General features: G+C 71.6%; 16 protein-coding genes and 1 pseudogene. 11 read left to right on the forward strand and 6 right to left on the reverse strand.

What is annotated here, in order from left to right:
- Positions 1-224: 224 nt before the first annotated feature.
- Positions 225-1,157 (reverse strand): aminoglycoside phosphotransferase family protein, encoded by a 933-nt coding sequence (locus PHA84_RS20100; RefSeq protein ID WP_270889924.1) that lies wholly within the window; start codon positions 1,155-1,157, stop codon positions 225-227.
- Positions 1,154-2,230 (reverse strand): DUF4439 domain-containing protein, encoded by a 1,077-nt coding sequence (locus PHA84_RS20105; RefSeq protein ID WP_270889925.1) that lies wholly within the window; start codon positions 2,228-2,230, stop codon positions 1,154-1,156. The genes PHA84_RS20100 and PHA84_RS20105 overlap by 4 nt, the downstream gene beginning before the upstream one ends.
- A gap of 100 nt (positions 2,231-2,330) precedes the next feature.
- Here PHA84_RS20105 and rimP point away from each other — a divergent pair, with 100 nt between their 5' ends.
- From rimP to rodA, 8 genes and pseudogenes are all read left to right on the forward strand, one after another.
- On the forward strand, positions 2,331-2,927 hold the full coding sequence (gene rimP / locus PHA84_RS20110) for a ribosome maturation factor RimP (protein ID WP_270889926.1): 597 nt from the start codon (positions 2,331-2,333) through the stop codon (positions 2,925-2,927).
- A 1-nt stretch (position 2,928) separates the two neighbouring features.
- Positions 2,929-3,999 carry a transcription termination factor NusA gene (gene nusA, locus PHA84_RS20115; protein WP_270889927.1) on the forward strand — a complete coding sequence of 357 codons (1,071 nt, stop codon included), beginning with the start codon at positions 2,929-2,931 and terminating at the stop codon, positions 3,997-3,999.
- 137 nt (positions 4,000-4,136) lie between these two features.
- On the forward strand, positions 4,137-4,406 hold the full coding sequence (locus tag PHA84_RS20120) for a YlxR family protein (protein ID WP_442952950.1): 270 nt from the start codon (positions 4,137-4,139) through the stop codon (positions 4,404-4,406).
- Between the two features lie 106 nt (positions 4,407-4,512).
- A complete protein-coding gene (gene infB / locus PHA84_RS20125; protein WP_270889929.1) occupies positions 4,513-7,491 on the forward strand; it encodes a translation initiation factor IF-2 in 2,979 nt (992 codons plus the stop codon).
- A 156-nt stretch (positions 7,492-7,647) separates the two neighbouring features.
- Positions 7,648-8,208 carry a 30S ribosome-binding factor RbfA gene (rbfA, locus tag PHA84_RS20130; RefSeq protein ID WP_270889951.1) on the forward strand — a complete coding sequence of 187 codons (561 nt, stop codon included), beginning with the start codon at positions 7,648-7,650 and terminating at the stop codon, positions 8,206-8,208.
- Positions 8,195-9,109, forward strand: a complete 915-nt coding sequence (gene truB, locus PHA84_RS20135; RefSeq protein WP_270889930.1) for a tRNA pseudouridine(55) synthase TruB — start codon at positions 8,195-8,197, stop codon at positions 9,107-9,109. The genes rbfA and truB overlap by 14 nt, the downstream gene beginning before the upstream one ends.
- 10 nt (positions 9,110-9,119) lie before the next feature.
- Positions 9,120-10,082, forward strand: a complete 963-nt coding sequence (locus tag PHA84_RS20140; RefSeq protein WP_270889931.1) for a bifunctional riboflavin kinase/FAD synthetase — start codon at positions 9,120-9,122, stop codon at positions 10,080-10,082.
- A 71-nt stretch (positions 10,083-10,153) separates the two neighbouring features.
- Positions 10,154-11,196, forward strand: a pseudogene (rodA, locus tag PHA84_RS20145) (rod shape-determining protein RodA).
- Positions 11,197-11,215: 19 nt separating this feature from the next.
- On the opposite strand, the gene PHA84_RS20150 reads toward rodA, so the two are convergent.
- Positions 11,216-11,818 (reverse strand): protein-L-isoaspartate O-methyltransferase family protein, encoded by a 603-nt coding sequence (locus PHA84_RS20150; RefSeq protein ID WP_270889932.1) that lies wholly within the window; start codon positions 11,816-11,818, stop codon positions 11,216-11,218.
- Positions 11,819-11,863: 45 nt separating this feature from the next.
- On the reverse strand, positions 11,864-12,748 hold the full coding sequence (locus PHA84_RS20155; protein ID WP_270889933.1) for an SGNH/GDSL hydrolase family protein: 885 nt from the start codon (positions 12,746-12,748) through the stop codon (positions 11,864-11,866).
- Between the two features lie 147 nt (positions 12,749-12,895).
- Between PHA84_RS20155 and PHA84_RS20160 the strand changes: the two genes are divergently transcribed.
- Positions 12,896-14,896, forward strand: a complete 2,001-nt coding sequence (locus tag PHA84_RS20160) for a TIGR03960 family B12-binding radical SAM protein (protein WP_270889934.1) — start codon at positions 12,896-12,898, stop codon at positions 14,894-14,896.
- A gap of 365 nt (positions 14,897-15,261) precedes the next feature.
- Here the strand turns inward: PHA84_RS20160 and PHA84_RS20165 are convergent, their stop codons facing one another.
- Both PHA84_RS20165 and PHA84_RS20170 read right to left on the reverse strand, forming a co-directional pair.
- Complete coding sequence (locus PHA84_RS20165) at positions 15,262-15,888, reverse strand: hypothetical protein (RefSeq protein WP_270889952.1); 627 nt, start codon at positions 15,886-15,888, stop codon at positions 15,262-15,264.
- A gap of 137 nt (positions 15,889-16,025) precedes the next feature.
- Positions 16,026-17,393, reverse strand: a complete 1,368-nt coding sequence (locus tag PHA84_RS20170) for a transaminase (protein ID WP_270889935.1) — start codon at positions 17,391-17,393, stop codon at positions 16,026-16,028.
- Between the two features lie 77 nt (positions 17,394-17,470).
- Between PHA84_RS20170 and PHA84_RS20175 the strand changes: the two genes are divergently transcribed.
- Positions 17,471-18,223 (forward strand): TIGR03936 family radical SAM-associated protein, encoded by a 753-nt coding sequence (locus PHA84_RS20175; RefSeq protein ID WP_270889936.1) that lies wholly within the window; start codon positions 17,471-17,473, stop codon positions 18,221-18,223.
- Between the two features lie 168 nt (positions 18,224-18,391).
- Positions 18,392-21,709, forward strand: a complete 3,318-nt coding sequence (locus PHA84_RS20180; protein ID WP_270889937.1) for an Rne/Rng family ribonuclease — start codon at positions 18,392-18,394, stop codon at positions 21,707-21,709.
- Positions 21,710-21,870: the final 161 nt, after the last annotated feature.

A 21,870-nucleotide genomic window follows, 5' to 3' on the forward strand; every position in this document is an offset into this window, starting at 1 on the left:
CGCGAACCCGACGATGATCCCCAACACCATCGCGATGACCACCGCGATGTACAGATAATGCGTGCGGTCCCGCTTCGGGGCTTTCTCCCGTACCGGTGCCTGCGATGCGCTCATGACGGGCTCCTTCGTCCGGTATGCCGTCTGGTGGGGGGAAAGGTCCACCGTTCCGAGCGTGCTCCTGTGCGCGCCGCACGGCAACCACTGTGTCCGAGCCGCGGGTGGACTCAGCCGTCGAGGGCCTTGAGGAGCGCGATGTTCAGGGTCACGCCTTCGGAGTCGCCGTCCGCCGCTGCCCAACCCGCCTCTATGGCCGTGTGGACGTAGCTCCAGGCCAGGACCTCCTGCTCGTCCAGGCCGGCCGCCGCGCCGGCGATCTCCAGCCTCCGGCGCACGAGGTAACGGAACGCCGAGCCGCTTCCCAGCTCCTCGACCCTGTTGCGCAGCAACGGCTGCAGCTCGAACGCCCGGTGGCCCGCCATGGGGTGCGGGTCGATGGCAAGCCATGGCGAGCGCTGGCCGGCGAGGACGTTCTCGTAGTGCAGGTCGGTGTGCAGCAGCGTGGCGTCGCAGCTGCCGTCTGCCGTCAGGTCCTCCACCAGCCCGGCCGCCCGTCGCACCATCCGCCTCGGTAGCACCCCTGCCGAGGCGGTCAACCTGTCGGCCTGCTCGCGAGCGAAGACCGACAGGAGCCGAAGCCCGGGCGGTGCCGGCACGGCCAGCTCCGCCAGGAGGCCGCCCACAACCTCGCAGGCCGTGTCGACGTCCACGCTCCGCAGATCACGCGAGGGGTCCAGCCACTCCAGCAGCAGCGCACCGCGGCTCGGGTCAGCCTGGATGAGCCGCACGGCTCCTCGACCCTGCCAGTGACGCAGCGCCAGCGCCTCCTCACGTCCCTCGAGGTGGGGCCAGGCCACTTTGAGCGCGCACGGCTCTCCGGCTCGGCGCACCGGGACGACGACGGCGGTCCACCCGGTGGCGCCAGGACCGACCGGTTCCAGGTCCCAGTCGTCCAGCAGGTCCGCGAGGAGCCGGGGGAGGCGGTCGGACCACTCGGCGCCGGACGGACCGCTCACTGCGCCCTGCTCAGCGGTGAGACGTCGTACCCCGGAACGGAACGCGGCGGGCACCAGGCCGGCAGCGTCTTCCGTACGGGTCATCTGAGCCCGGGGAAGGGGGCCAGTGCGACGCCCCATCTCGACGCCAGCACCTCCGTGTCCGCAAGCCACTGCACGACGGCGCCCAGCGGCCCGGCGTCCGAACCCGCCGAGCCCAGGTCGCCGGCCACGGCGGCGCGGAGCTGGGTCACCGCTGACACGGCGAGCCTGCGGGCCTGGCCCGGAGTGGTGACCGGGAACGGCAGCGGATAGGCCAGCGCGGGCGGGCCGGCCGATGCGCCGGCCAGGGTCTCCTGCACGAGGGCGCGCGACTGGAGATCCCGTAGAGTCCCCTTCGCCAAAGTGCCCTGGGCGCCGTCCAGCGACTGGGCCGCCACGACCTCGAAGGCATAGACGGCTGCCCGGGTGCTGTCGAGGAACGAGGCCGCGAGGGATGGCTCCTTCCAGGTCTGGTCGGGCCACGGGTACGGCTCTCCGAGCAGGGCTGCCGCGGCGGCCCGCTGGGCCAGCAGCGAGCCCACCAGCGGCCTGGCCGTGGACGAGACGGTCGCCAAGGACGACATCGCCCCAGGGCCCAGGTCCAGCACCTCTGCGGCCGCCAGCCCCGGCGGTGCCGAGGCCGGCGGGGTTGGCGGCGTCGGGCCGCCGCTGCCCGCTGTCGCAGACGCCGTAGCTGTGGCCCCCCTCGACGACGTCGTTGTCGTCGTAGATCTCGCCGTCGTCTCCGTGGCCCCAGACGTCGCAGCGGTCATGGCGCCCCCGGCCGGGGCGGCATGGTCCAGTACGGCCCTCGGGACCCCGAGCCGCAGCAGCTCCGCCTCGAGCACCGCCGCCTGGCGCCGGTGCAGGACCGCCAACCGCGCCGGCAGGCCCGTCGCTGCGCCGCGCAGCGCCGCCGCCTTGTCGGCCAGCTGGGAGGTGTGGTGCCGCAGGCTGAGCAGGAAGTCCTCGCCGGGCACGGGGTGTCGCACCGGTACTCCAGGGACCGCTGGGGCGTCGTCCTCGAGCCGGATCCCGCACGCCGCCAACGAGATCGTCGCCGTCACGCTCAGAGCACCAAGAAGCAGTCCGCGGCGAGTGTGACGCACCGGGTCGGCGGGCGGGCCCTGCGGCATGCGCCGATCATGGCACGCCTCCCGAGGGGGGCATGCGACCCTTCCACCCCGCCGATAGAGTGGACGCGCACGGCCACCAAACTTCAGAGAGGACGAGTCAGTGAGCGTCAAGGAGCAGATTCGTCCGGCAGTGGAAGGGCCGCTCGGCGCCCTCGGACTGCTGATCGAGGACATCGCCGTGACGCCTGCTGGCAGGAGGCGTCTGGTTCGCATCTGGATCGACCGCCGGCTCGACGACTCCGGCGCGGACAGTGTCACGCCGACGCCTCCACTGACCCTGGACGAGGTCGCCGACGCCACCCGAGCGGTGAGCGACGCCCTGGACGACACCGGCGCCATGGGCGAGCAGCCCTACACCCTCGAGGTGACCTCTCCGGGGGTCGACCGCCACCTGACCGAGCCGCGCCACTTCCGCCGCAACGTCTCCCGCCTCGTCACACTGACGCGCACCGAGGCGGAGCCGCTCACGGGCCGCATCGTCCGTGCCGGCGCGCACACCCTGACGGTGCAGGTCCCGGCGACCAGGAAGCAGCCGGCCAGCATGGTGGACCTGCCGTATGCCGACGTGTCCAAGGCCGTCGTCCAGGTGGAGTTCTCGCGGCCTGCCGACGGGGAGCGGGACACCGACAGCATGGACGAGCCGGACACCGACAGCGTGGACGAGCCGGATACCGACGACCTCGACGAGGAGAGCTGACATGGACATCGATCTCGCCGCACTGCGGGCCCTGGAACGCGAGCGCGACATCTCCCTCGACGTGCTGATCCCTGCGATCGAGCAGGCGCTGCTCGTGGCCTACCACCGCACCGATGGCGCCTACCGGAACGCCCGCGTCGAGCTCGACCGGAAGTCGGGCCACGTCGTGGTGCTCGCCAGGGAGGAGATCGAGCAGCCGGAGCCCGCCGAGGGCGAGGACCGGCCGCCCCGCGAGCTCGGACCCGAGTTCGACGACACGCCCACCGGCTTCGGCCGCATCGCGGCCGCCACCGCTCGGCAGGTCATCGTGCAGCGGCTGCGCGACCTCGAGGACGAGCAGATCATGGGCGACTTCAAGGGCCGGGAGGGCGACGTCGTCGCCGGCGTGATCCAGCAGAGCCCCGACCCTCGTCACGTCACCGTGGACTTCGGCACCGTCGAGGGCATCCTGCCCCTCGCCGAGCAGGTGCCGGGCGAGCGCTATGTCCACGGCGAGCGGCTGCGCTGCTTCGTCGTGTCCGTGCGGCGAGGGCCCAAGGGGCCACAGATCGGGCTCTCGCGCACGCACCCCAACCTCGTGCGCAAGCTCTTCGCCCTGGAGGTCCCCGAGATCGCGGACGGCTCGGTGGAGATCGCCGCCCTCGCCCGGGAGGCGGGACACCGGACGAAGATCGCCGTCCACTCCAAGGTTCCTGGGCTCAACGCCAAGGGGGCCTGCATCGGGCCGATGGGGGCCAGGGTCCGCGCCGTCATGACGGAGCTCCATGGCGAGAAGATCGACATCGTCGACTACTCCGACGACCCCAGGACCTTCGTGGCCGCCGCTCTCTCACCCTCGAGGGTGGAGTCGGTGGAGATCGTCGACCCCCAGCTGCGGTCGGTCAGGGTGGTGGTGCCCGACTACCAGCTGTCGCTCGCCATCGGCAAGGAGGGCCAGAACGCCCGGCTGGCGGCGAAGCTGACGGGCTGGCGGATCGACATCCGCCCGGACAACCCCAGCGGTCAGGATGCGCAGGGGGAGCGCCCCCGCCAGCATGCATCCGGTGCGAGTGACACTGCCGCGGGCCAGTAGGGGATAGACTGGTGGAGACCGACCGGACTGGACTCCGGCCTGCGGCATCGAGCACCACCCCCCGCACCTCGCACGGGCAACCCACCCGGACGTGTGTGGGATGCCGTCGGACGGATAGCTGGTCGGCACTCCTGCGAGTGGTCGCGGAGACGGACGAGACCGGAGCCATCCGGTTGACCCCCGACCCACGACGACGCCTGCCGGGGCGCGGCGCATGGCTGCATCCCACAGGCGACTGTCTCGACCAGGCCCTACGCCGCCGCGCGTTCGGTCGCGCGTTGCGCGTCCGGGCCGCCCCCGACCCGGAGGCGGTCGCGGCGTACGTCAAGGGTGTGGACCGGGACCACGAGCAGGACGTCCACCAAGCACCGCCATCCATCGCACACGGGAACCGAAAGCGGGTTTGACGCTGATGAGCACCCGATGAGAACTCAGCAATGAGCTCCCCCCAGCAGTAACGACGGTCCGCGCCTGTCACCTGACACGCTCGCACGGACCAGGAACAGGAGAAACGTGGCAAAGGTCCGTGTAAGTGCGCTCGCCAAGGAGCTGGGCACCGACAGCAAGACGCTGATCGCCCACCTCAACAGCATCGGCGAGTACGTCAAGACTGCCAGCTCGACGATCGAGGCACCGGTCGTCCGCAAGGCGACAGAGACATTCCCGGAGGACCTCAAGAAGTCCCCGGCCAAGAAGGCTGCGGCCACGCCGTCCCCGGCTGCGCCCGCACCCGCTCCCTCGGCGGTCCAGAACGGCCCCGCCACTGGGGTCCGGCCCGGCCCCGCGGCCCCCGCGCCCGCGGCGAGTCCCGCGGCGGCTGCTCCGGTGGCGCCCGCCCCGGCCGCTCCCGCGGCGCCGAGCCCGGCGGTCCAGCGCTCGCCGCAGGCGCCGGCTGCGCCGCGCCCTGCTGCGGCGGCTCCCTCGGCTCCGGCGCCCTCGGCTCCCGCGCCTTCTGCCCCCACACCGTCGGCTCCGGCCCCCGCCGCCCCGGCTCCCGTCGCTCCCGCGGCGCGCCAGCAGGTCCAGGGTGCCCGCGACGGTGGGCAGCCCGGGCCCAGGGTGCCCTCGTCGCCGCGCCCCGGTGGCGGGCCCCGGCCCGGCGCCCCGCGTCCGGGCAACAACCCGTTCGCGCCCTCCCAGGGCATGCGCACGGGCTCGCGTGACGGCGGTCGTGACGGCGGTCGTGACGCAGGCCCCCGAGAGGGCGGTGCCCGCGAGGGCGCGGCCCGTCCAGGGAACAACCCCTTTGCACCGAGCCAGGGCATGCCGCGCCCGCAGAGTCGGCCGGGCGCCGCTGGCCCACGCCCGGGCGGGACCTCTGGACCGGGCGGTCCTCGTCCCGGCGGACCGCGTCCCAGCCCCGGCATGATGCCCGACCGCAGTGCGGTGGGGCGCCCTGGTGAGCGTCCCGCACGCGGCGGCGCTCGTGGACCCGGCGGCCCTGGTGGCGGTCGGGGTCCCGGTGGGCCCGGTGCCGGTGCTCCCGGTGGCGGTGGCGGCGGCTTCGCCGGACGCCCTGGTGGCGGCGGCTTCCGCGGTGGCGCCGGTCGCGGCTCCACTGCTGGCGCCTTCGGCCGTGGCGGTGGCCGGCCGGTACGCGGCCGGAAGTCCAAGCGCGCCAAGCGCCAGGAGTTCGAGCAGATGCAGGCGCCCTCGTTGGGTGGCGTGACCGTGCCTCGCGGCGACGGTTCGACGACCATCCGGGTGCGTCGTGGCTCGTCGCTGACCGACTTCGCCGACAAGATCAACGCCAACCCGGCCTCTCTCGTCACGGTGCTGTTCCACCTCGGTGAGATGGCCACGGCGACGCAGTCCCTCGACGAGGACACCTTCAAGGTGCTCGGCGCCGAGCTCGGCTACGACATTCAGGTCGTCTCTCCCGAGGAGGAGGAGAAGGAGCTCTTCGACTCCTTCAACATCGACCTCGAGACGGGGATCGAGGGTGAGGACGACGAGGACCTGCAGCCGAGACCGCCGGTGGTGACCGTCATGGGTCACGTCGACCACGGAAAGACACGCCTCCTCGACGCCATCCGCAACGAGGACGTCGCCGGAGGGGAGTCGGGCGGCATCACGCAGCACATCGGTGCCTACCAGGTCCACAAGGTGCACGAGGGCGTCGACCGTCCGATCACGTTCATCGACACCCCGGGTCACGAGGCGTTCACCGCCATGCGTGCCCGTGGCGCCAAGGTGACGGACATCGCGATCCTCGTGGTCGCGGCGGACGACGGTGTGATGCCGCAGACCATCGAGGCGCTGAACCACGCGCAGGCCGCTGACGTGCCGATCGTGGTGGCGGTCAACAAGATCGACGTCGAGGGCGCCAACCCGTCCAAGGTGCGTCAGCAGCTCACCGAGTACAACCTCGTGGCTGAGGAGTACGGCGGCGACACCATGTTCGTCGACGTGTCGGCCAAGGCCGGTGAGAACATCGACGCCCTCCTCGAGGCCGTCCTGCTGACTGCCGACGCCGCCCTAGACCTGCGCGCGAACGCGGACCGCGACGCTCGCGGTGTCGCGATCGAGGCCAACCTCGACCGTGGCCGCGGTGCCACGGCAACGGTCCTGGTACAGGCGGGAACGCTTCATGTGGGCGACGCCATCGTCACCGGCTCGGCGTACGGCCGCGTGCGGGCGATGCTCGACGAGCACGGCGACAACCTCACCGAGGCGGGTCCCTCCCGCCCGGTGCAGGTGCTCGGCCTGTCCTCCGTGCCCCGCGCGGGCGACACGTTCGTGGTCGCGCCCGACGACCGGACGGCCCGGCAGATCGCCGAGCGCCGCGAGGCCGCGGACCGCCAGGCCGCGCTCGCCAAGGCTCGCAAGCGCATCTCGCTGGAGGACCTCAACGAGGCGCTGGCGGCGGGCAAGGTGGAGACGCTCAACCTCATCCTCAAGGGCGACGTCTCCGGTTCCGTCGAGGCTCTCGAGGACGCGCTGCTCCAGATCGACGTGGGCGACGACGTGGACCTGCGGATCATCGACCGCGGGGTCGGCGCCATCACGCTGAACAACATCAACCTCGCGATGGCCTCCGACGCGATCATCATCGGCTTCAACGTCCGCGCCGAGGGCCAGAACGCCGACGTCGCCGAGCGCGAGGGCGTCGAGATCCGCTACTACTCGGTGATCTACCAGGCCATCGAGGAGATCGAGGCTGCCCTGAAGGGCATGCTCAAGCCGGAGTTCGAGGAGGTGGAGCTCGGGTCCGCCGAGATCCGCGAGATCTTCCGCTCCAGCAAGTTCGGCAACATCGCGGGGTCGATCGTGCGCAGTGGCGAGATCAGGCGAGGCACGAAGGCGCGGATCACCCGCAACGGTGTCGTCGTGGCCGAGAACGTCGAGATCGCCGGCCTGCGCCGGTTCAAGGACGATGTCACCGAGGTCCGCGAGGGCTTCGAGTGTGGCATCAACCTGGGGTCGTTCAACGACCTCCAGCTCGGCGACCTCATCTCGACGTACGAGATGCGCGAGAAGCCGCGCGACTGACGGCTGCGAAGCCCTGGCTCGTATGCCGCGTGGCCCGCAGGGGCCCGTACCGGTCCTCCGGTACGGGCCCCTGCCCACGCCGAGCCGGAGGGCTCGGCACCAGGAACTAGGGTGGGCACGCCCGTCCCACCCACGACCGACCTTCAGGAGGACTCCGTGGCCGACGCCGGACGCGCCCGCAAGATCGCCGACCGGATCAAGGTTCTCGTGGCCGCCAACCTCGAGCCGATCGTCAAGGACCCGGACCTCGGCTTCGTGACCATCACCGACGTGCGGGTGACCAACGACCTGCAGCACGCGTCGGTGTTCTACACGGTCTTGGGCGACGAGACCCAACGAGAGCGGACCGCCGCCCTGCTGGAGAAGAACAAGGGGCGGCTGCGCTCCTTCGTCGGCCAGCAGATCAAGATCCGGCTGACTCCCAGCCTCGAGTTCATCGCCGACGCCATCCCGGAGACCGCAGCCCACCTGGAGGAGCTGCTGAGGGAGGCGAAGGAGCGGGACGCTGCCGTGGCGGCCGCCGCGGCCAAGGCCTCCTACGCCGGCGAGCCCGACCCCTACCGCCGGCCCGAGGACGACGGGCAGCCCGTCACGGAAGGCGACAGCGTCGGCCAGGATGGCGACCTGGACGCCGAGACGGACACCGACCGGGATGGCAACGGTCGCCCTGACCAGCACGAGTACGAGGATGGCGACGACGCCGATGCCCTCGCCTGACGGCCTTCTGGTCGTCGACAAGCCGGCGGGGTGGACCAGCCATGACGTGGTGGGCCGGGCGCGCCGCGTCTGCGGCACCCAGAAGGTGGGCCACGCCGGCACGCTCGACCCCATGGCGACCGGAGTGCTCGTCCTCGGCATCGGCCGGGCCACCCGGCTGCTCACCTTCCTCGTGGGGTGCGACAAGGACTACAGCGCGACGGTGCGTCTCGGGCAGAGCACGTCGACCGACGACGCCGAGGGCGAGGTGACCGCCGCAGCAGGCACGGAGGGGGTCTCCCGCGCCGCGGTCTCCGCAGCCGTGGCGGAGCTGACCGGGGACCTGCAGCAGGTCCCGAGCGCGGTCTCCGCCATCAAGGTCGACGGCCGTCGCGCATACCACCGCGTCCGCGCCGGCGAGGACGTCGAGCTGCCGTCCAGGCCGGTCACCGTGAGCAGGTTCGAGGTGCTGGCCGCTCGCGACGCGGAGGTGGACGGCGTACCGGTCCTCGATCTCGACGTCGAGGTGACGGTGAGCTCCGGCACCTATGTCCGGGCCCTCGCGCGTGACCTCGGCGCAGCGCTGGGCGTCGGTGGCCACCTGACCGGCCTGCGCCGCACCCGAGTGGGCGCGTTCACCCTCGACCAGGCGCATGCCCTGGAAGGGCTCGGCGACGGGGGAGACCCGGAGTCCGTGCCGGTGACGCCTCTGACAGACGCCGCGCGAGCCCAGTTCGCCGTCCGTGAGCTGAGCAGCGAGGAGGCCGTCGCCGTCGGCTACGGGCAGCGCGTCGAGTCCGCCGTCCCGGGCCGCACCGACCCCGTCGCCGCTTTCGCCCCGGACGGCCGCTTAATGGCACTGCTCGACGAGTCCGGACCGAAAGCCAGGTCGCACGTCGTCTTCGCTCCGGCGGGTTCGTAGAGTGTCCTCCGTGCACGCCTGGACCGACCCCGCGCAGACCCCTGACACGCTGCGACCGTGTGTGGCGACCTTCGGGAACTTCGACGGCGTACACCTCGGCCATCGGGCCGTGCTCGCCAGGCTGGTGCAGGAAGGGAGCCGTCGCGGCCTTCCCAGCGTCGCGGTGACGTTCGACCCGCACCCGGCGGCGATCTTCCACCCGGAGCGGGGGCTGGAGCTCATCTCGCCCGGCCCGCTGCGTGCGGAGCTCCTCGAGTCCACCGGTGTCGACGGGCTGCTGGTGCTGGACTTCACCCGGGAGTTCGCCCAGCTGACCGCGGAGGAGTTCGTGGTCCAGACGTTCGTGAACACCCTTCGGGCCCAGGCCGTCGTGGTCGGTGAGGACGCGCGCGGCTTCGGTCGCGGCTACACCGGGGACGTGGCGACGCTGGCCGCGCTGGGAGCGGTGCACGGCTTCGACGTGGTCGTGCTCGAAGATCTGGGGGAGGGCGAGCGCTGGTCCTCCTCTGCGGTGCGGCGCCATCTGTCCGCAGGCGAGGTGGCCGAGGCGGCCGCCATCCTGGGCCGACCGCATCGGATGAGGGGAACGGTCGTGCACGGCGCCCACCGCGGCCGCGAGCTCGGGTACCCCACCGCGAACCTCTCCGGCGACTCCCTCGGTCTGGTGCCTGCGGACGGGGTGTACGCCGGATGGCTGACCCGCCTGGACCTGGCGGACGACAGCCCGGACCGCACGCTGCCGTGTGCCATCTCGGTCGGCACGAACCCCACGTTCGACGGCACGCTGCGCACCGTCGAGGCGTACGTGCTGGACCGTACCGACCTCGACCTCTACGACGAGCGGGTCGCCGTGGAGTTCGTCGAGCACATCAGGCCGACGCTGCGGTTCGAGTCGGTCGAGGAGCTGCTGACGGCCATGGCAGGGGACATCGAGAAGTGCCGCCAGGTGCTCACCTCCATCGTCCCGTCCTGAACGGTCGGAACCGGCGGGTCTGGGCCCGGTCCGACTGGGGCCTGGTCGTGGCGGCGCTCGGGCTGTCCCTGGTGGGCGCCCTGCTCGTCTGGTCCGCGACGCGCCACCAGGCAGGTGCGGCGTACCTCGTCCGTCACCTGGTCAACACGGCCATCGGCGTAGGTCTCGCCGCGGCCGTGACGCAGCTGGGCTACCAGCGGCTGCGGGCGCTGGCGCCCCTGCTCTACCTCGGCTCGGTGGCCGGGCTCGTGCTGGTCCTCACCCCGCTCGGCTCCACCGTCAACGGGTCGCATTCCTGGATCCTGCTCCCGGCGGGCTTCTCGGTCCAGCCGTCGGAGTTCGCCAAGGCGGCGCTGTGTCTGGGACTCGCTGTCATCCTGGGGGAGCGGCTCGACCGCCAGGAAGAGCTGGACCACCGGGACCTCGCACTGGCCGTGGCTGTGGCGGGGGTCCCCGTCGGGCTGGTCATGCTTCAGCCGGACCTCGGGTCGGCTCTCGTGCTGGGCGCGCTCGCTGTGGGCGTGCTCGTGGTGGCAGGAACGCCCGCGCGGTGGCTGGCGGTCGGCACCACCCTCGTGGTCGCCGGGACGGTGCTCGCGCTCACGACGCCCGTCTTGAGCGGGTACCAGCGAGACCGGCTGACCGCCTTCGCGAACCCTCAGGCGGACCCTCAGGGCATCGGCTACCAGACGCGACAGGTACGGATCGCGATCGGCTCGGGTGGCCTCCACGGGCAGGGCCTCTTCCACGGCCGGCAGACGCAGCGGGGCTTCATCCCGTTCCAGCAGACGGACTTCGTGTTCTCCGTGGCGGGGAGGAGCTCGGGTTCCTGGGGGCGGCCGGCCTGCTCCTGCTCCTCGGCTTCCTCGTGGTCCGCGCCGTGCTCGTCGCGGCCCGGGCCCAGGACGCGTTCGGACGGCTGACCGCCGTCGGGGTCGCGGCGTGGTTCCTCTTCCAGGTCTTCGAGAACGTGGGGATGAACCTCGGGCTCACCCCGGTGACCGGGCTGCCCCTTCCGTTCCTGTCGTATGGAGGGTCGTCGATGTTCGCCTGCTGGCTGGCAGTGGGGCTGGTCAACAACGCCCAGCTGCCCGGCGCGTTCCGCAGCGGCTGAGGGGTCGAGGAGGGCGGAGTCACGCCCGGTCGGACGCCTGCTCCTGCAGAGGGTCGGTGACCAAGGGCACGAAGCGGTAGCGCCCGTACTCCTCGACGCGAGGGTGGGGCGCTCCAGGCTGCACGCGGAGCAGGCGCCCGGCGACGGGGATGACGAGGACCCCCTCGGGAGTGAGCTGAGCCACGAGCTCAGCGGGCAGGGAGGCGGCTTGCGCGGAGACGAGGATCCGGTCGAACGGAGCTGCGGCCTGTAGTCCGAGACGGCCAGGTACCGCGGCGCGGATCTGGGCCCACGGCATGCGTGCGCGGGCGAGGTTCTCGGCACCGAAGGTAACCAGCTGGGCGACTCTCTCCACGCCGACCACCCAGCCGGTGGGGCCGGTCAGCCAGGCCAGCAGGGCTGTCGTCCACCCTGAGCCGGAGCCGAGATCGAGGATGCGGTCCCCAGGCTGGACGTCGAGGAGCTCGAGCATGTGACGGACCGTCGTGGGCTGGCTGTTGGTCTGGCCGTGCCCGATCGGCAGCGGTGCGTCACGGCGACCATGAGCACGTTGGTCGACAGGCAGGAAGTCGTGACGCGGTATTGCCGCCATCGCCTGCACCGCCCGGCTGGGCGACCCCATGCCTACAAGTATGCCGCCGCCCCAGGGCACCATCGGGGACAGCCCTCAGCCGGACGAGCCTGCCGCATCCAGGAGGGTCCGGGCGATGAGCCGGTGGCCAGCGGCGTCCGGATGGTCTCCGTCGTCGGCCAGGAGCGCCGTGGGGTTGCCGCTCCCGTCGCCCTCGAACGGCGCGTAGAGGTCGACGCAGGTCTGGGCTGCGGCCCTGGCCGCCGCACAGATCTGCGCGTTGGCCGACCGCGTCACCCGGTCGCTCCACCCGGCGAAGCCCTTGCCGTAGTCCCGGTCCGCGACGTCGCCGTCCTCGAAGACGTTCCAGTACGTGGTCACCAGCACCCGAGCCGTCGGTGGGGTCTCTTGGTGCACTGTGGCCAGGGTCGCCCGCAGGCGCTGCCCCATGGCCGCCGTGGCATGTCCCACGCAGGACGAGTCACAGTCGCCGGACTGCCAACGCGAGATCAGGGCGATCAGGTCGTTCGCGCCGATGGTCACCACCACCTGGCTGGCCAGCGCGAGCCGGGCACGGGTGGCGGGCGAGCCCAGCTGGGTGGCGAGGGTGTCGGTCGTCAGCCCCCCGCGGCCGAGGTTGACCGCCTGGACCGGACGGCTGGCGTGCTCGCCCAGCATCGTGGTGTAGAGCTCGATGAACGGCGTGCAGTCGCAGGCGCCCCCCGCGGTGACCGAGTCACCGAGCCCCACCACGACAGCCGGGGACGCGGACGAAGTCCCGGTCAGCGGGTCTGTCGGCGAAGGCGTCGACGGGGCGGTCGAGGTCGACGGGGTGGCGGAGGTCGACGGGGTGGTGGAGGTCGACGGGGTGGCGGTACGTGCAGGGTCTGGAGCAGCGCGCGAGGCACTGCCAAACCCCGTGACGGCCAGCAGGAGCGCCAGGGCAGCGGTGCGGGCGAGCCGGGTTCGCAGAAAGTGCATCGGGGCAGGCTAAGGGTCGTTCCTGGGAGGTTCGTGCCGCCGAGGTGGTTGCGTCGTGGCTCGAACGCACGTCTAGGGGCGGGCCCGGCCGGTCAGTGGCGCGACGTTTTCGGTCGACAGCAGCTCGCGGGCTACCCTGGAGCCATCATGGAGCGCAACCCAGGAACCACGGTCTTCCCTGCTCTGGAGCCTCTCCTTGATCAGGTCGCCAAGCCGATCCAGTACGTCGGCGGAGAGCTCAACTCCACGGTGAAGGAGTGGGACTGCGCAGGTCTGGGCCCCGGCGGCGAGGAGCTGACCACGCGGTGGGCGCTCATGTATCCCGACGCCTATGAGGTGGGAGTGCCTAACCAGGGCGTCATGATCCTCTACGAGGTGCTGAACGAGCGGCCCGACGCCCTGGCCGAGCGGACCTACGCGGTGTGGCCGGACCTGGAGGCGCTGATGCGCGCGTCCGGCGTACCGCAGTTCACCGTGGACGCGCATCGCGACGTTCGCGACTTCGACGTGCTCGGGGTGTCGTTCTCGACAGAGCTGGGCTACACGAACATGCTGAACGCCCTCGACCTGGCAGGCATCCCGTTGCACGCCGCCGACCGGACGGAGCGGGACCCGCTCGTCGTCGCCGGTGGGCATGCTGCCTTCAACCCCGAGCCGATCGCCGACTTCGTCGACGCGGCCATCGTCGGAGACGGCGAGGAGGCGGTGCTTGCGGTGACCGACCTCATCGGTGCCTGGAAGTCGCAGGGGTGCCCGGGCGGTCGCCGCGAGCTGCTCCTGCGACTCGCCCGCACAGGTGGGGTGTACGTGCCATCGCTGTACGACGTGTCCTATCTGCCCGACGGTCGGATCCAACGCGTGGCCCCACGGTCCGACGCCTCCGGCGTGCCATGGCGGGTGTCCAAGCACACGGTCATGGACCTCGACGCGTGGCCCTACCCCAAGCAGCCCCTGGTGCCGCTGGCCGAGTCCGTCCACGAACGTATGTCGGTCGAGATCTTCCGTGGCTGCACGCGAGGCTGCCGGTTCTGCCAGGCGGGCATGATCACCCGCCCGGTCCGCGAGAGGTCCATCACCGGCATCGGCGAGATGGTGGAGCGCGGCCTGGCAGCAACCGGGTTCGAGGAGGTGGGGCTGCTGTCCCTGTCCTCTGCCGACCACTCGGAGATCGCGGACATCACCAAGGGCCTCGCCGACCGCTACGAGGGGACGCAGACCGGCCTCTCCCTGCCGTCCACCCGGGTCGACGCCTTCAACATCGACCTCGCGAACGAGCTCACCCGCAACGGCAGGCGGTCGGGGCTCACCTTCGCGCCCGAGGGCGGAAGCGAGCGGATCCGCAAGGTCATCAACAAGATGGTCTCCGAGGACGACCTGATCAGCACGGTCGCTGCCGCGTACGGCGCCGGCTGGCGGCAGGTCAAGCTCTACTTCATGTGCGGGCTGCCGACGGAGACCGACGAGGACGTCCTTCAGATCGCGGAGCTGGCCAAGCGGGTCATCGAGACCGGGCGCCAGGTCAGTGGCCGACGCGACATCCGGTGCACGGTGTCCATCGGCGGGTTCGTGCCCAAACCGCATACGCCGTTCCAGTGGTGCGCCCAGCTGGGAGCGGAGGAGACGGACGCCAGGCTGGCGAAGCTGCGTGAGGCCATCCGGTCCGACCGCAGCTACGGCTCGTCCATCGGGTTCCGGTACCACGACGGCAAGCCGGGGATCGTCGAGGGCCTGCTGTCCCGTGGTGACCGCCGGGTGGGCCGGGTCATCGAGGAGGTCTGGCGCCAGGGTGGCAGGTTCGACGGCTGGAGCGAGCACTTCTCCTTCCAGCGCTGGATGGGCGCCGCGGAGGTGGCACTGGCCGACGAGCCCGTCGACGTCGCCTGGTACACGACCCGGGAGCGGAGCGAGGCGGAGGTCCTGCCCTGGGACCACATCGACTCCGGCCTCGACAAGGAATGGCTCTGGACCGACTGGCAGGACGCCCTGGACGAGACCGAGGTCGACGACTGCCGCTGGACGCCGTGCTTCGACTGCGGGGTATGTCCGCAGCTCGGCACGGAGATCGAGGTCGGCCCGACGGGCAAGACGCTTCTGCCGTTGACGGTCCTCGGCGCGGGACGCAAGGACCTGCTGGTGCACCAGCACTGAGAGGCACCACCGACAAGCAGCACCGACAAGCAGCACCGACAAGCAGCACTGACAAGCGGCACTGAAAACGCAACGCCGACAACGGAACGCGCCGCATTCAGGGAACTCACATCAAACCGGTGACATATGTCATCGGGACGAGGGCCCGTCCCGTTGTCGAATTGGACCTGTAGGACGGGTGCCGGTTCAGAGCCGAACACAGTGCCTGCGTCAGCGGGAGGGCCCCCTTCACCAGCTCGCTGACGCCTCCCGGATGCGCTCGTGCGGAGAGCCTCCGGGTATGCCGTCCGCTCGCTCGGGCTACGCGCTCGGGGCGAGCGGACGGCATATGTCTGTCCGCGGTCTCTACTGTCCGGCCCTGCAGATCACCCGCTTGTCGCGTGCGAGGCCGGCGCGGTGGCGAACCACGGGTGGTGCAGGTCGAGATACCTCACGTCCTGCATCATGGCCATCTCGTCGGCCCACTCCTGGCGGCCCTGCTCAGGCATCTCCTTCTGCTCACCCTGCCGCGCCTCGTCCTCGCTGCGGAAGGCGACCGTCTCGGTGAACCAGCCGTCGGGCTCCATCGCGATGGTGCCGCCGATGATCTCGGGCCGCTGTTCGTGAAGCATGTCCATGGGCTGCTCCATGAAGTGGCGGAAGCGCTCGGGGTCGCTCACCCGCCCCTGGATCACCTGGACGAAGCCGGCCTCGTCGGACCCGCCGTCGAGGAACATCATCGCGTTGTCGCAGTCGTGGAAGGTCGCGGGTCCGTCGAGGCAGGACTCCATACGCTGCCACCACTCACCCTGCTCCGGACGGGCGGAGTTGCGCGCCGCCGCCTCGCGGCTCTCGAACCGCACGATGCCCACGAACTCGTTGTCGTCGGTGATGCCGTAGGTCCCGCCGAGCCAACCCTGCGCGGTGGCTCCCATCTGCTCGCGCCACTCGTCGCTGAGCCGGCGCATCTCCCCGGCGTCACGACACTTGCCCTGGATGATCTGGATGAACACCGTCAACCCTCCGCTTCTCGCCCAGGCCGCTTCACCCTGAAGTGGTCAACTTTCGAAGGTACGCGCAGGGTTGGCCCCGTGTCATCGCCCATGGTGCCGGGCTGCGCCGAGCGGTCGCGCGCGGGCAGACCCTGCGGTCACCGCAGCAGCGTGGTGACCACGTCCCGGAAGACCTCCGTGTGCCGCTCGACATCCGTGCGAGAGGTCTGCGGGGACATGAGCGCCATGTTGTGGAAGGGCGTCATCAGGATGCCGCGGTTGCACATTGCCAGGTGCAGGTAGGCATCGAGGTCGGCGTCCGCCGCGGCCGCCGACTCCTGCCCGGACCGCGGGGCGGGCCGGGTGAAGCGGTACTCGGCCCGGGCGCCAAGCCGGGCGACCGACCACGGGAGGTCAAGCGCGTCGACCGTGTGCTGGACGCCCTCGGCGAAGGCCGTCGCGAGTGCTGTCATGTGCTCGAACGCCTCGGGTGTGAGGACCTCGCCCAAGGTGGCGCGCATGGCGGCCAGGGAGAGCGCGTTGCCGGCCAGCGTGCCACCCACACCTCCCACGTCCACGATGTCCGCCTCCCCGGACCGGGTATGCCGCATCACGTCGTCGGCCACCTCCGAGGTGAGGCCGTAGGCGCCGGCCGGGATGCCGCCTCCGATCGACTTCCCGATCACGAAGAGGTCGGGGCGCAGGCCCCACTCCCGGGTCGCGCCGCCCCAGCCGGCCGAGAAGGTGTGCGTCTCGTCGACCATGAGGAGGGCGCCATACGCGGTGGCCAGGTCGCGCACGCCCGCGAGGAAGCCCTCATCAGGCAGCACGATCCCGATGTTGGTGAGCGCAGGCTCGGTGAGAACGGCCGCGACGTCGCCGTGCGCGAGGGCTGCCTCGACCGAGGCAAGGTCGTTCCAGGTCGCCACCCGGGTGGTGAGGTCGAGGGCGACGGGTGGCGCGACGTTGCCCGGCCGGCTCCTGGCGGTGCCGTCCGGACCGGGCAGGGCGAAGGCCTCGTCCACCGAACCGTGGTAGCAGTACGCGAACACCAGGATCTTCGGCTTGCCGGTCACCAGGCGGGCCAGCCGGATGGCCCAGCGGTTGGCGTCGGTGGCGGAGAGCGTGAAGCTCCACAGTGGCAGCCCGAAGCGGCGCTCCAGCTCGGCGCCCACCCATTGCGCGTCCTCGGTCGGCAGCATCGTGGTCACTCCGCCGAGGTCTGCCATCCGTCGCTGCACCGCTGCGACGGTGGGCGCCGGGGAGTGGCCCGCCATGGCCCCGGTGTCGCCGAGGGCGAAGTCGACGTACTCGTGCCCGTCGACATCGGTCACCGAGCTCCCGTGCGCTCGGTCCAGGTACAGGGGAAAGCCACCGGACCACATGTTCATCCAGGTCATCGGTACGCGGCCGAAGAGGTTCCCCGCCCCGGCGAAGAGCTCCTCGCTCCCAGGGTGCGTGGCCGTGTAGGCCTGCTGCTCGGCGTCGAGGAGGGCTGCGAGGTTGGTACGGTCGAGATGCGCCATGGCTGCACCGTAGGGGCACCGGCGCGAGCGCGGCAGCCAAGTGCTGATTCCGTCGTGGCTCCCCTTACGCTCGTGTCATGGCTCGTCAGCGCGTCCCCGAGGGTCCGGCACCCGAGCCGGCAGTCCAGAAGCTTCGGGTCCGCTACGCCAAGAGAGGCCGGCTGCGGTTCTCCTCGACGCGCGACTTCCAGCGTGCGCTCGAGCGTGCGCTGCGTCGTGCCGACGTGCCCATGGCGTTCTCCGCGGGCTTCCATCCGCACCCGAAGATCAGCTACGCCAACGCGGCGCCGACAGGTACGGCGAGCGAGGCGGAGTACTTCGAGATCTCGGTGACCGAGCGGGTGGACCCGGAGTCCGTGCGCGTCGCGCTCGACCAGGCGCTGCCCGACGGGCTCGACGTCCTGGAGGTCGTCGAGGCGGCCCCTGGTGCCCTCGCCGACCGGCTGCAGGGCAGCGACTGGGTCCTGGACTTCCGGGGAGTCCGGCCGGAGGAGCTTCGCAGGGCCGTCCAGGAGCTCCTGGCGCTGGAGAAGGCAGAGGTGACGCGCGTCTTCAAGACCGGGCCGAAGACCTTCGACGTGAGGTCCGCCGTCGTGTCGCTGGACGTGGAGCCGTCGCCACGGCCCGACTGTGCGATACTGCGGGTGGTCGTACGGCACACCACACCGGCCGTACGCCCCGACGACGTTCTGACCGCGCTGCGAGCAGCGACGGAGCTGGCACCGCCGACACCACCCCTGGTGACCCGGCTGGCGCAAGGCCCGCTGCATCCCGCAACCGCTGGGGTGGCTGATCCACTGGCTGCCGACAAGGACGGCGACGGCGCCTGACGCGGTGCCGCGCGACCTGCGCGAGCCTCGGCGGGCGTAGCCAACGACTTCCGCGTCGACGGCACCCCCGCCGCCGACACGACGCGCAACCGCGTACCACGTGGCAAGCGGAGCGCCCCCGGGCGCTCGGTGTGGCCTTCGCCGCGTGGGTGACGGAAGGACGCCACGATGGCCTCCACGGAAGACCTCTTCACCACCCCGGGCGCTGCATCTGCCGACGCTCCGGCGCCTGCCGACAAGGCGACCACCCACCAGACGACCCCCGCCGACGAGGGGTCTGCTGCTCAGTTGGCACCCGCCGACCAGGGGTCTGCTGCTCAGCGGGCCGACGACTCCGCGCCCGCCCCCGCTCGTAAGCGTGCTCGTCGTGCCACCAAGAAGGCCTCGGCGCCGGCGGCAACCCCGGACGTCGCGCCGGCAGGGACGGAGACCGGCGCGGCGAGCGACCCGGCGCCGTCCGTTGCGGACATCGAAGCCCCGGTCGCCAAGAAGGCGGCGAAGAAGACCGCCGCCAAGAAGACCGCCGCCAAGAAGGCCCCCGCGAAGAAGGCCACTGCCAAGAAGGCCACTGCCAAGAAGGCGACGGGCACGAACGCCGCAGCCACGAAGAGGGCCGGTGAAGGAGTCGAGGGTCCCGGCGAGGTTTCCGACGTCTCCGGTGCCCTTTCGGAGCAGGTCCACGAGGCGGACAGCGATGCCGCGCTCGTGACGGACCTCCTGCGGGATGACGAGAAGGGCGTCACGGACACCGGCCGTGGCGCGCCACAGGCGCAGAGCCTCGCCGACGCCGACGACGAGGAAGCCACCGCCGACGACGACGCCGACGACGACACCACCGGCGACGACGACACCACCGACGACGAACCGGCGCAGGGCGACATCCCCGCCGTGCCGAGCTTCGGGGTGCTCTTCCAGGCGCCCGACCCCGCGGCGGCCACACCGGTCCGCTCCCGCGCTCGCAAGACTGAGACCGTCCCTGACGAGGCAGGCGAGGAGCCGATCGCCACCGAGGAGAGCGGGCAGCCCAGCCGGCGGCCCCGCCGCGGTGGGCGTGGCCGTGCCTCCGCCGCCGAAGGGCCCGTGGAGCCGGTGAGCGACGCAGACATCCCAGAGTCAGCTGGCTCCCCCGCGTCCACCGAGGCTTCCGAGCCTGCCGAACCCGACGACGATGGGGACGCTGCCGAGGGCGGCCGCCGCCGACGTCGCCGTGGCGGCAAGGGCCGCGGCCGGGGACGCGGGGCGGGCGACGCCGAAGGCGACACGACCGCACAGGACAGCGAGCCCACGGCCGAGGGTGACGCCCAGGGCGTGGCGGCCGAGGCGGACGACGACCAGGACTCCGAGGGCGAGAGCCCGTCGAGCCGTCGTCGGCGCCGCCGGCGCCGCAGCGGCGCGTCGGGTGAGTCCGAGGACCCGCCCGGCACCGTCACTCGGGTGCGGGAGGCACGCCGCGAGCGCGACGAGCCCCAGAGCGTCAAGGGGTCCACCCGGCTCGAGGCCAAGAAGCAGCGCCGGCGGGAGGGCCGCGAGGCCGGGCGCCGCCGCACCATCATCACCGAGGCGGAGTTCCTGGCCCGGCGCGAGAGCGTCGAGCGCGTCATGGTGGTCCGCGAGCGCGAAGGCCGCACCCAGATCGGCGTCCTCGAGGACGACGTGCTGGTCGAGCACTACGTGTCCCGCGAGACCAACGCGTCCATGGCCGGAAACGTCTACCTGGGCCGGGTCCAGAACGTGCTGCCGTCGATGGAGGCGGCCTTCGTCGACATCGGCAAGGGCCGCAACGCCGTGCTGTATGCCGGTGAGGTCAACTGGGACGCCGCTGGGCTGGAGAACAACCAGCCCAAGCGGATCGAGAACGCCCTGAAGTCTGGCGACCCGGTGCTCGTCCAGGTGACGAAGGACCCCATCGGTCACAAGGGCGCTCGCCTGACCAGCCAGATCTCGCTGCCCGGACGCTACCTGGTGTACGTCCCCGAGGGCAGCATGACCGGCATCTCGCGCAAGCTGCCCGACACCGAGCGGGCTCGCCTCAAGAGCATCCTCAAGGAGGTGGTGCCGGACAGCGCGGGTGTCATCGTCCGCACGGCGGCCGAGGGCGCCAGCGAGGAGGAGCTGCGCGCCGATGTCGAGCGGCTCACTGCCACCTGGGAGAAGATCAAGGCCAAGGCGGAGTCGAAGGCGAAGGCCAAGGGCGGCGCACCGGTCCTGGTGCACGGCGAGCCGGACCTCACCGTGCGCGTCATTCGCGACGTCTTCAACGAGGACTTCACCTCCCTGGTCGTGGCCGGTGAGCACGCGTACGCGGAGGTGAGCGAGTACCTCGGCGACGTCGCGCCTGACCTTGCCGGCCGGCTGCAGAGGTGGACCGCGCCGGAGGACCTGTTCACCCGCTACCGGGTGGACGAGCAGATCGCCAAGGCCATGGACCGCAAGGTCTGGCTACCTTCGGGTGGCTCGCTCGTCATCGACCGGACCGAGGCCATGACGGTCGTCGACGTCAACACGGGCAAGTTCGTCGGCTCTGGCGGCAACCTCGAGGAGACGGTCACCAAGAACAACATCGAGGCGGCCGAGGAGATCGTCCGCCAGCTGCGGCTGCGGGACATCGGCGGCATCATCGTCATCGACTTCATCGACATGGTGCTGGAGAGCAACCGCGACCTCGTCGTACGCCGCCTGCTCGAGTGCCTGGGCCGCGACCGGACCAAGCATCAGGTGGCGGAGGTCACCTCCTTGGGCCTCGTCCAGATGACGCGGAAGCGCGTCGGGTCCGGCCTCATCGAGGTCTTCTCGGAGACGTGCGAGCACTGCGGGGGCCGGGGGATCATCGTCCATGCCGACCCCGTCGACAAGCCGTCCGGCGGGGACAGCCGCGACCAGCGGGAGAACGCCGGCTCCGGTGGCAACGGTGCCGGGCAGGCGCAGCGCGGGAACCGTGGCCGCCGCGGCAGGTCCGCGACGGAGCCCGCCGCGAGCGTCTCGGAGCCTGCGCCGCCCGTGCACTCGGGACCGACGCCGGCGCAGATCGCGGCCGCGGCCCACGCAGCGGCCCTCAAGTCGGCCGCCGACCACCATGGCGAGCCCACTCACGAGCCCGCCGAGGAGCTCATCAACGAGCCGACTGCCGAGCTCACCGACGAGCACGCCGGGCCGCACGTCGACCGGCACGACGGCCCCCAGGTCGACCGGCAGGCCCGAGACGCTGAGAACCAGTCAGCGGACACGTCCGGGGATGGAGGCGAGCCGGCGGTGACCGGTTCGCAGGCTCCGGCGGTGGTGCCGACCGGTTCGCAGGCGCCTGCGCCTCTGGCGGCGCAGCCCCCCGCGGTCGCGCCTGTCCTGCAGCCCGTCGGCCTGGCCGCGACCGCGGTGGCACCGAGGCGGCGCAAGCGCGCCCGGGTCGTGGCTCCGGCTGGACCCCCGCGCGGGAGCGCCGGGGACCACAGCTCTGTCGCTGCCGCGGAGCCGTCCGGCGAGCAGGCCTGAGCGGCGCGGCATACGGGCGCCGATCGTCCGTAGGCCGCCCGGCCACCGGTTTGGCCGCAGGACCCCGGGGCCGGTATCGTGTCTCCTCGGTGCGCCCACCGTCCGGCGTCCGCCACCGAGTCACCCCCGCTGGGTCACTCGAACGCGGGTAGCTGCTGGCC

It is taken from the genome of Pedococcus sp. 5OH_020, assembly GCF_027812955.1.
In the GTDB taxonomy this organism is placed as follows: Bacteria; Actinomycetota; Actinomycetes; order Actinomycetales; family Dermatophilaceae; genus Pedococcus.

What these genes read in the sequence shown, in the direction of transcription:
- PHA84_RS20180 (WP_270889937.1), top strand. Translation starts at nt 18,392, where the DNA reads ATGGCCTCCACGGAAGACCTCTTCACCACCCCGGGCGCTGCATCTGCC.
- PHA84_RS20100 (WP_270889924.1), bottom strand. Translation starts at nt 1,157, where the DNA reads ATGACCCGTACGGAAGACGCTGCCGGCCTGGTGCCCGCCGCGTTCCGT.
- PHA84_RS20105 (WP_270889925.1), bottom strand. Translation starts at nt 2,230, where the DNA reads ATGCCGCAGGGCCCGCCCGCCGACCCGGTGCGTCACACTCGCCGCGGA.
- PHA84_RS20175 (WP_270889936.1), top strand. Translation starts at nt 17,471, where the DNA reads ATGGCTCGTCAGCGCGTCCCCGAGGGTCCGGCACCCGAGCCGGCAGTC.
- truB (WP_270889930.1), top strand. Translation starts at nt 8,195, where the DNA reads ATGCCCTCGCCTGACGGCCTTCTGGTCGTCGACAAGCCGGCGGGGTGG.
- nusA (WP_270889927.1), top strand. Translation starts at nt 2,929, where the DNA reads ATGGACATCGATCTCGCCGCACTGCGGGCCCTGGAACGCGAGCGCGAC.
- PHA84_RS20155 (WP_270889933.1), bottom strand. Translation starts at nt 12,748, where the DNA reads ATGCACTTTCTGCGAACCCGGCTCGCCCGCACCGCTGCCCTGGCGCTC.
- PHA84_RS20170 (WP_270889935.1), bottom strand. Translation starts at nt 17,393, where the DNA reads ATGGCGCATCTCGACCGTACCAACCTCGCAGCCCTCCTCGACGCCGAG.
- PHA84_RS20150 (WP_270889932.1), bottom strand. Translation starts at nt 11,818, where the DNA reads ATGGGGTCGCCCAGCCGGGCGGTGCAGGCGATGGCGGCAATACCGCGT.
- PHA84_RS20160 (WP_270889934.1), top strand. Translation starts at nt 12,896, where the DNA reads ATGGAGCGCAACCCAGGAACCACGGTCTTCCCTGCTCTGGAGCCTCTC.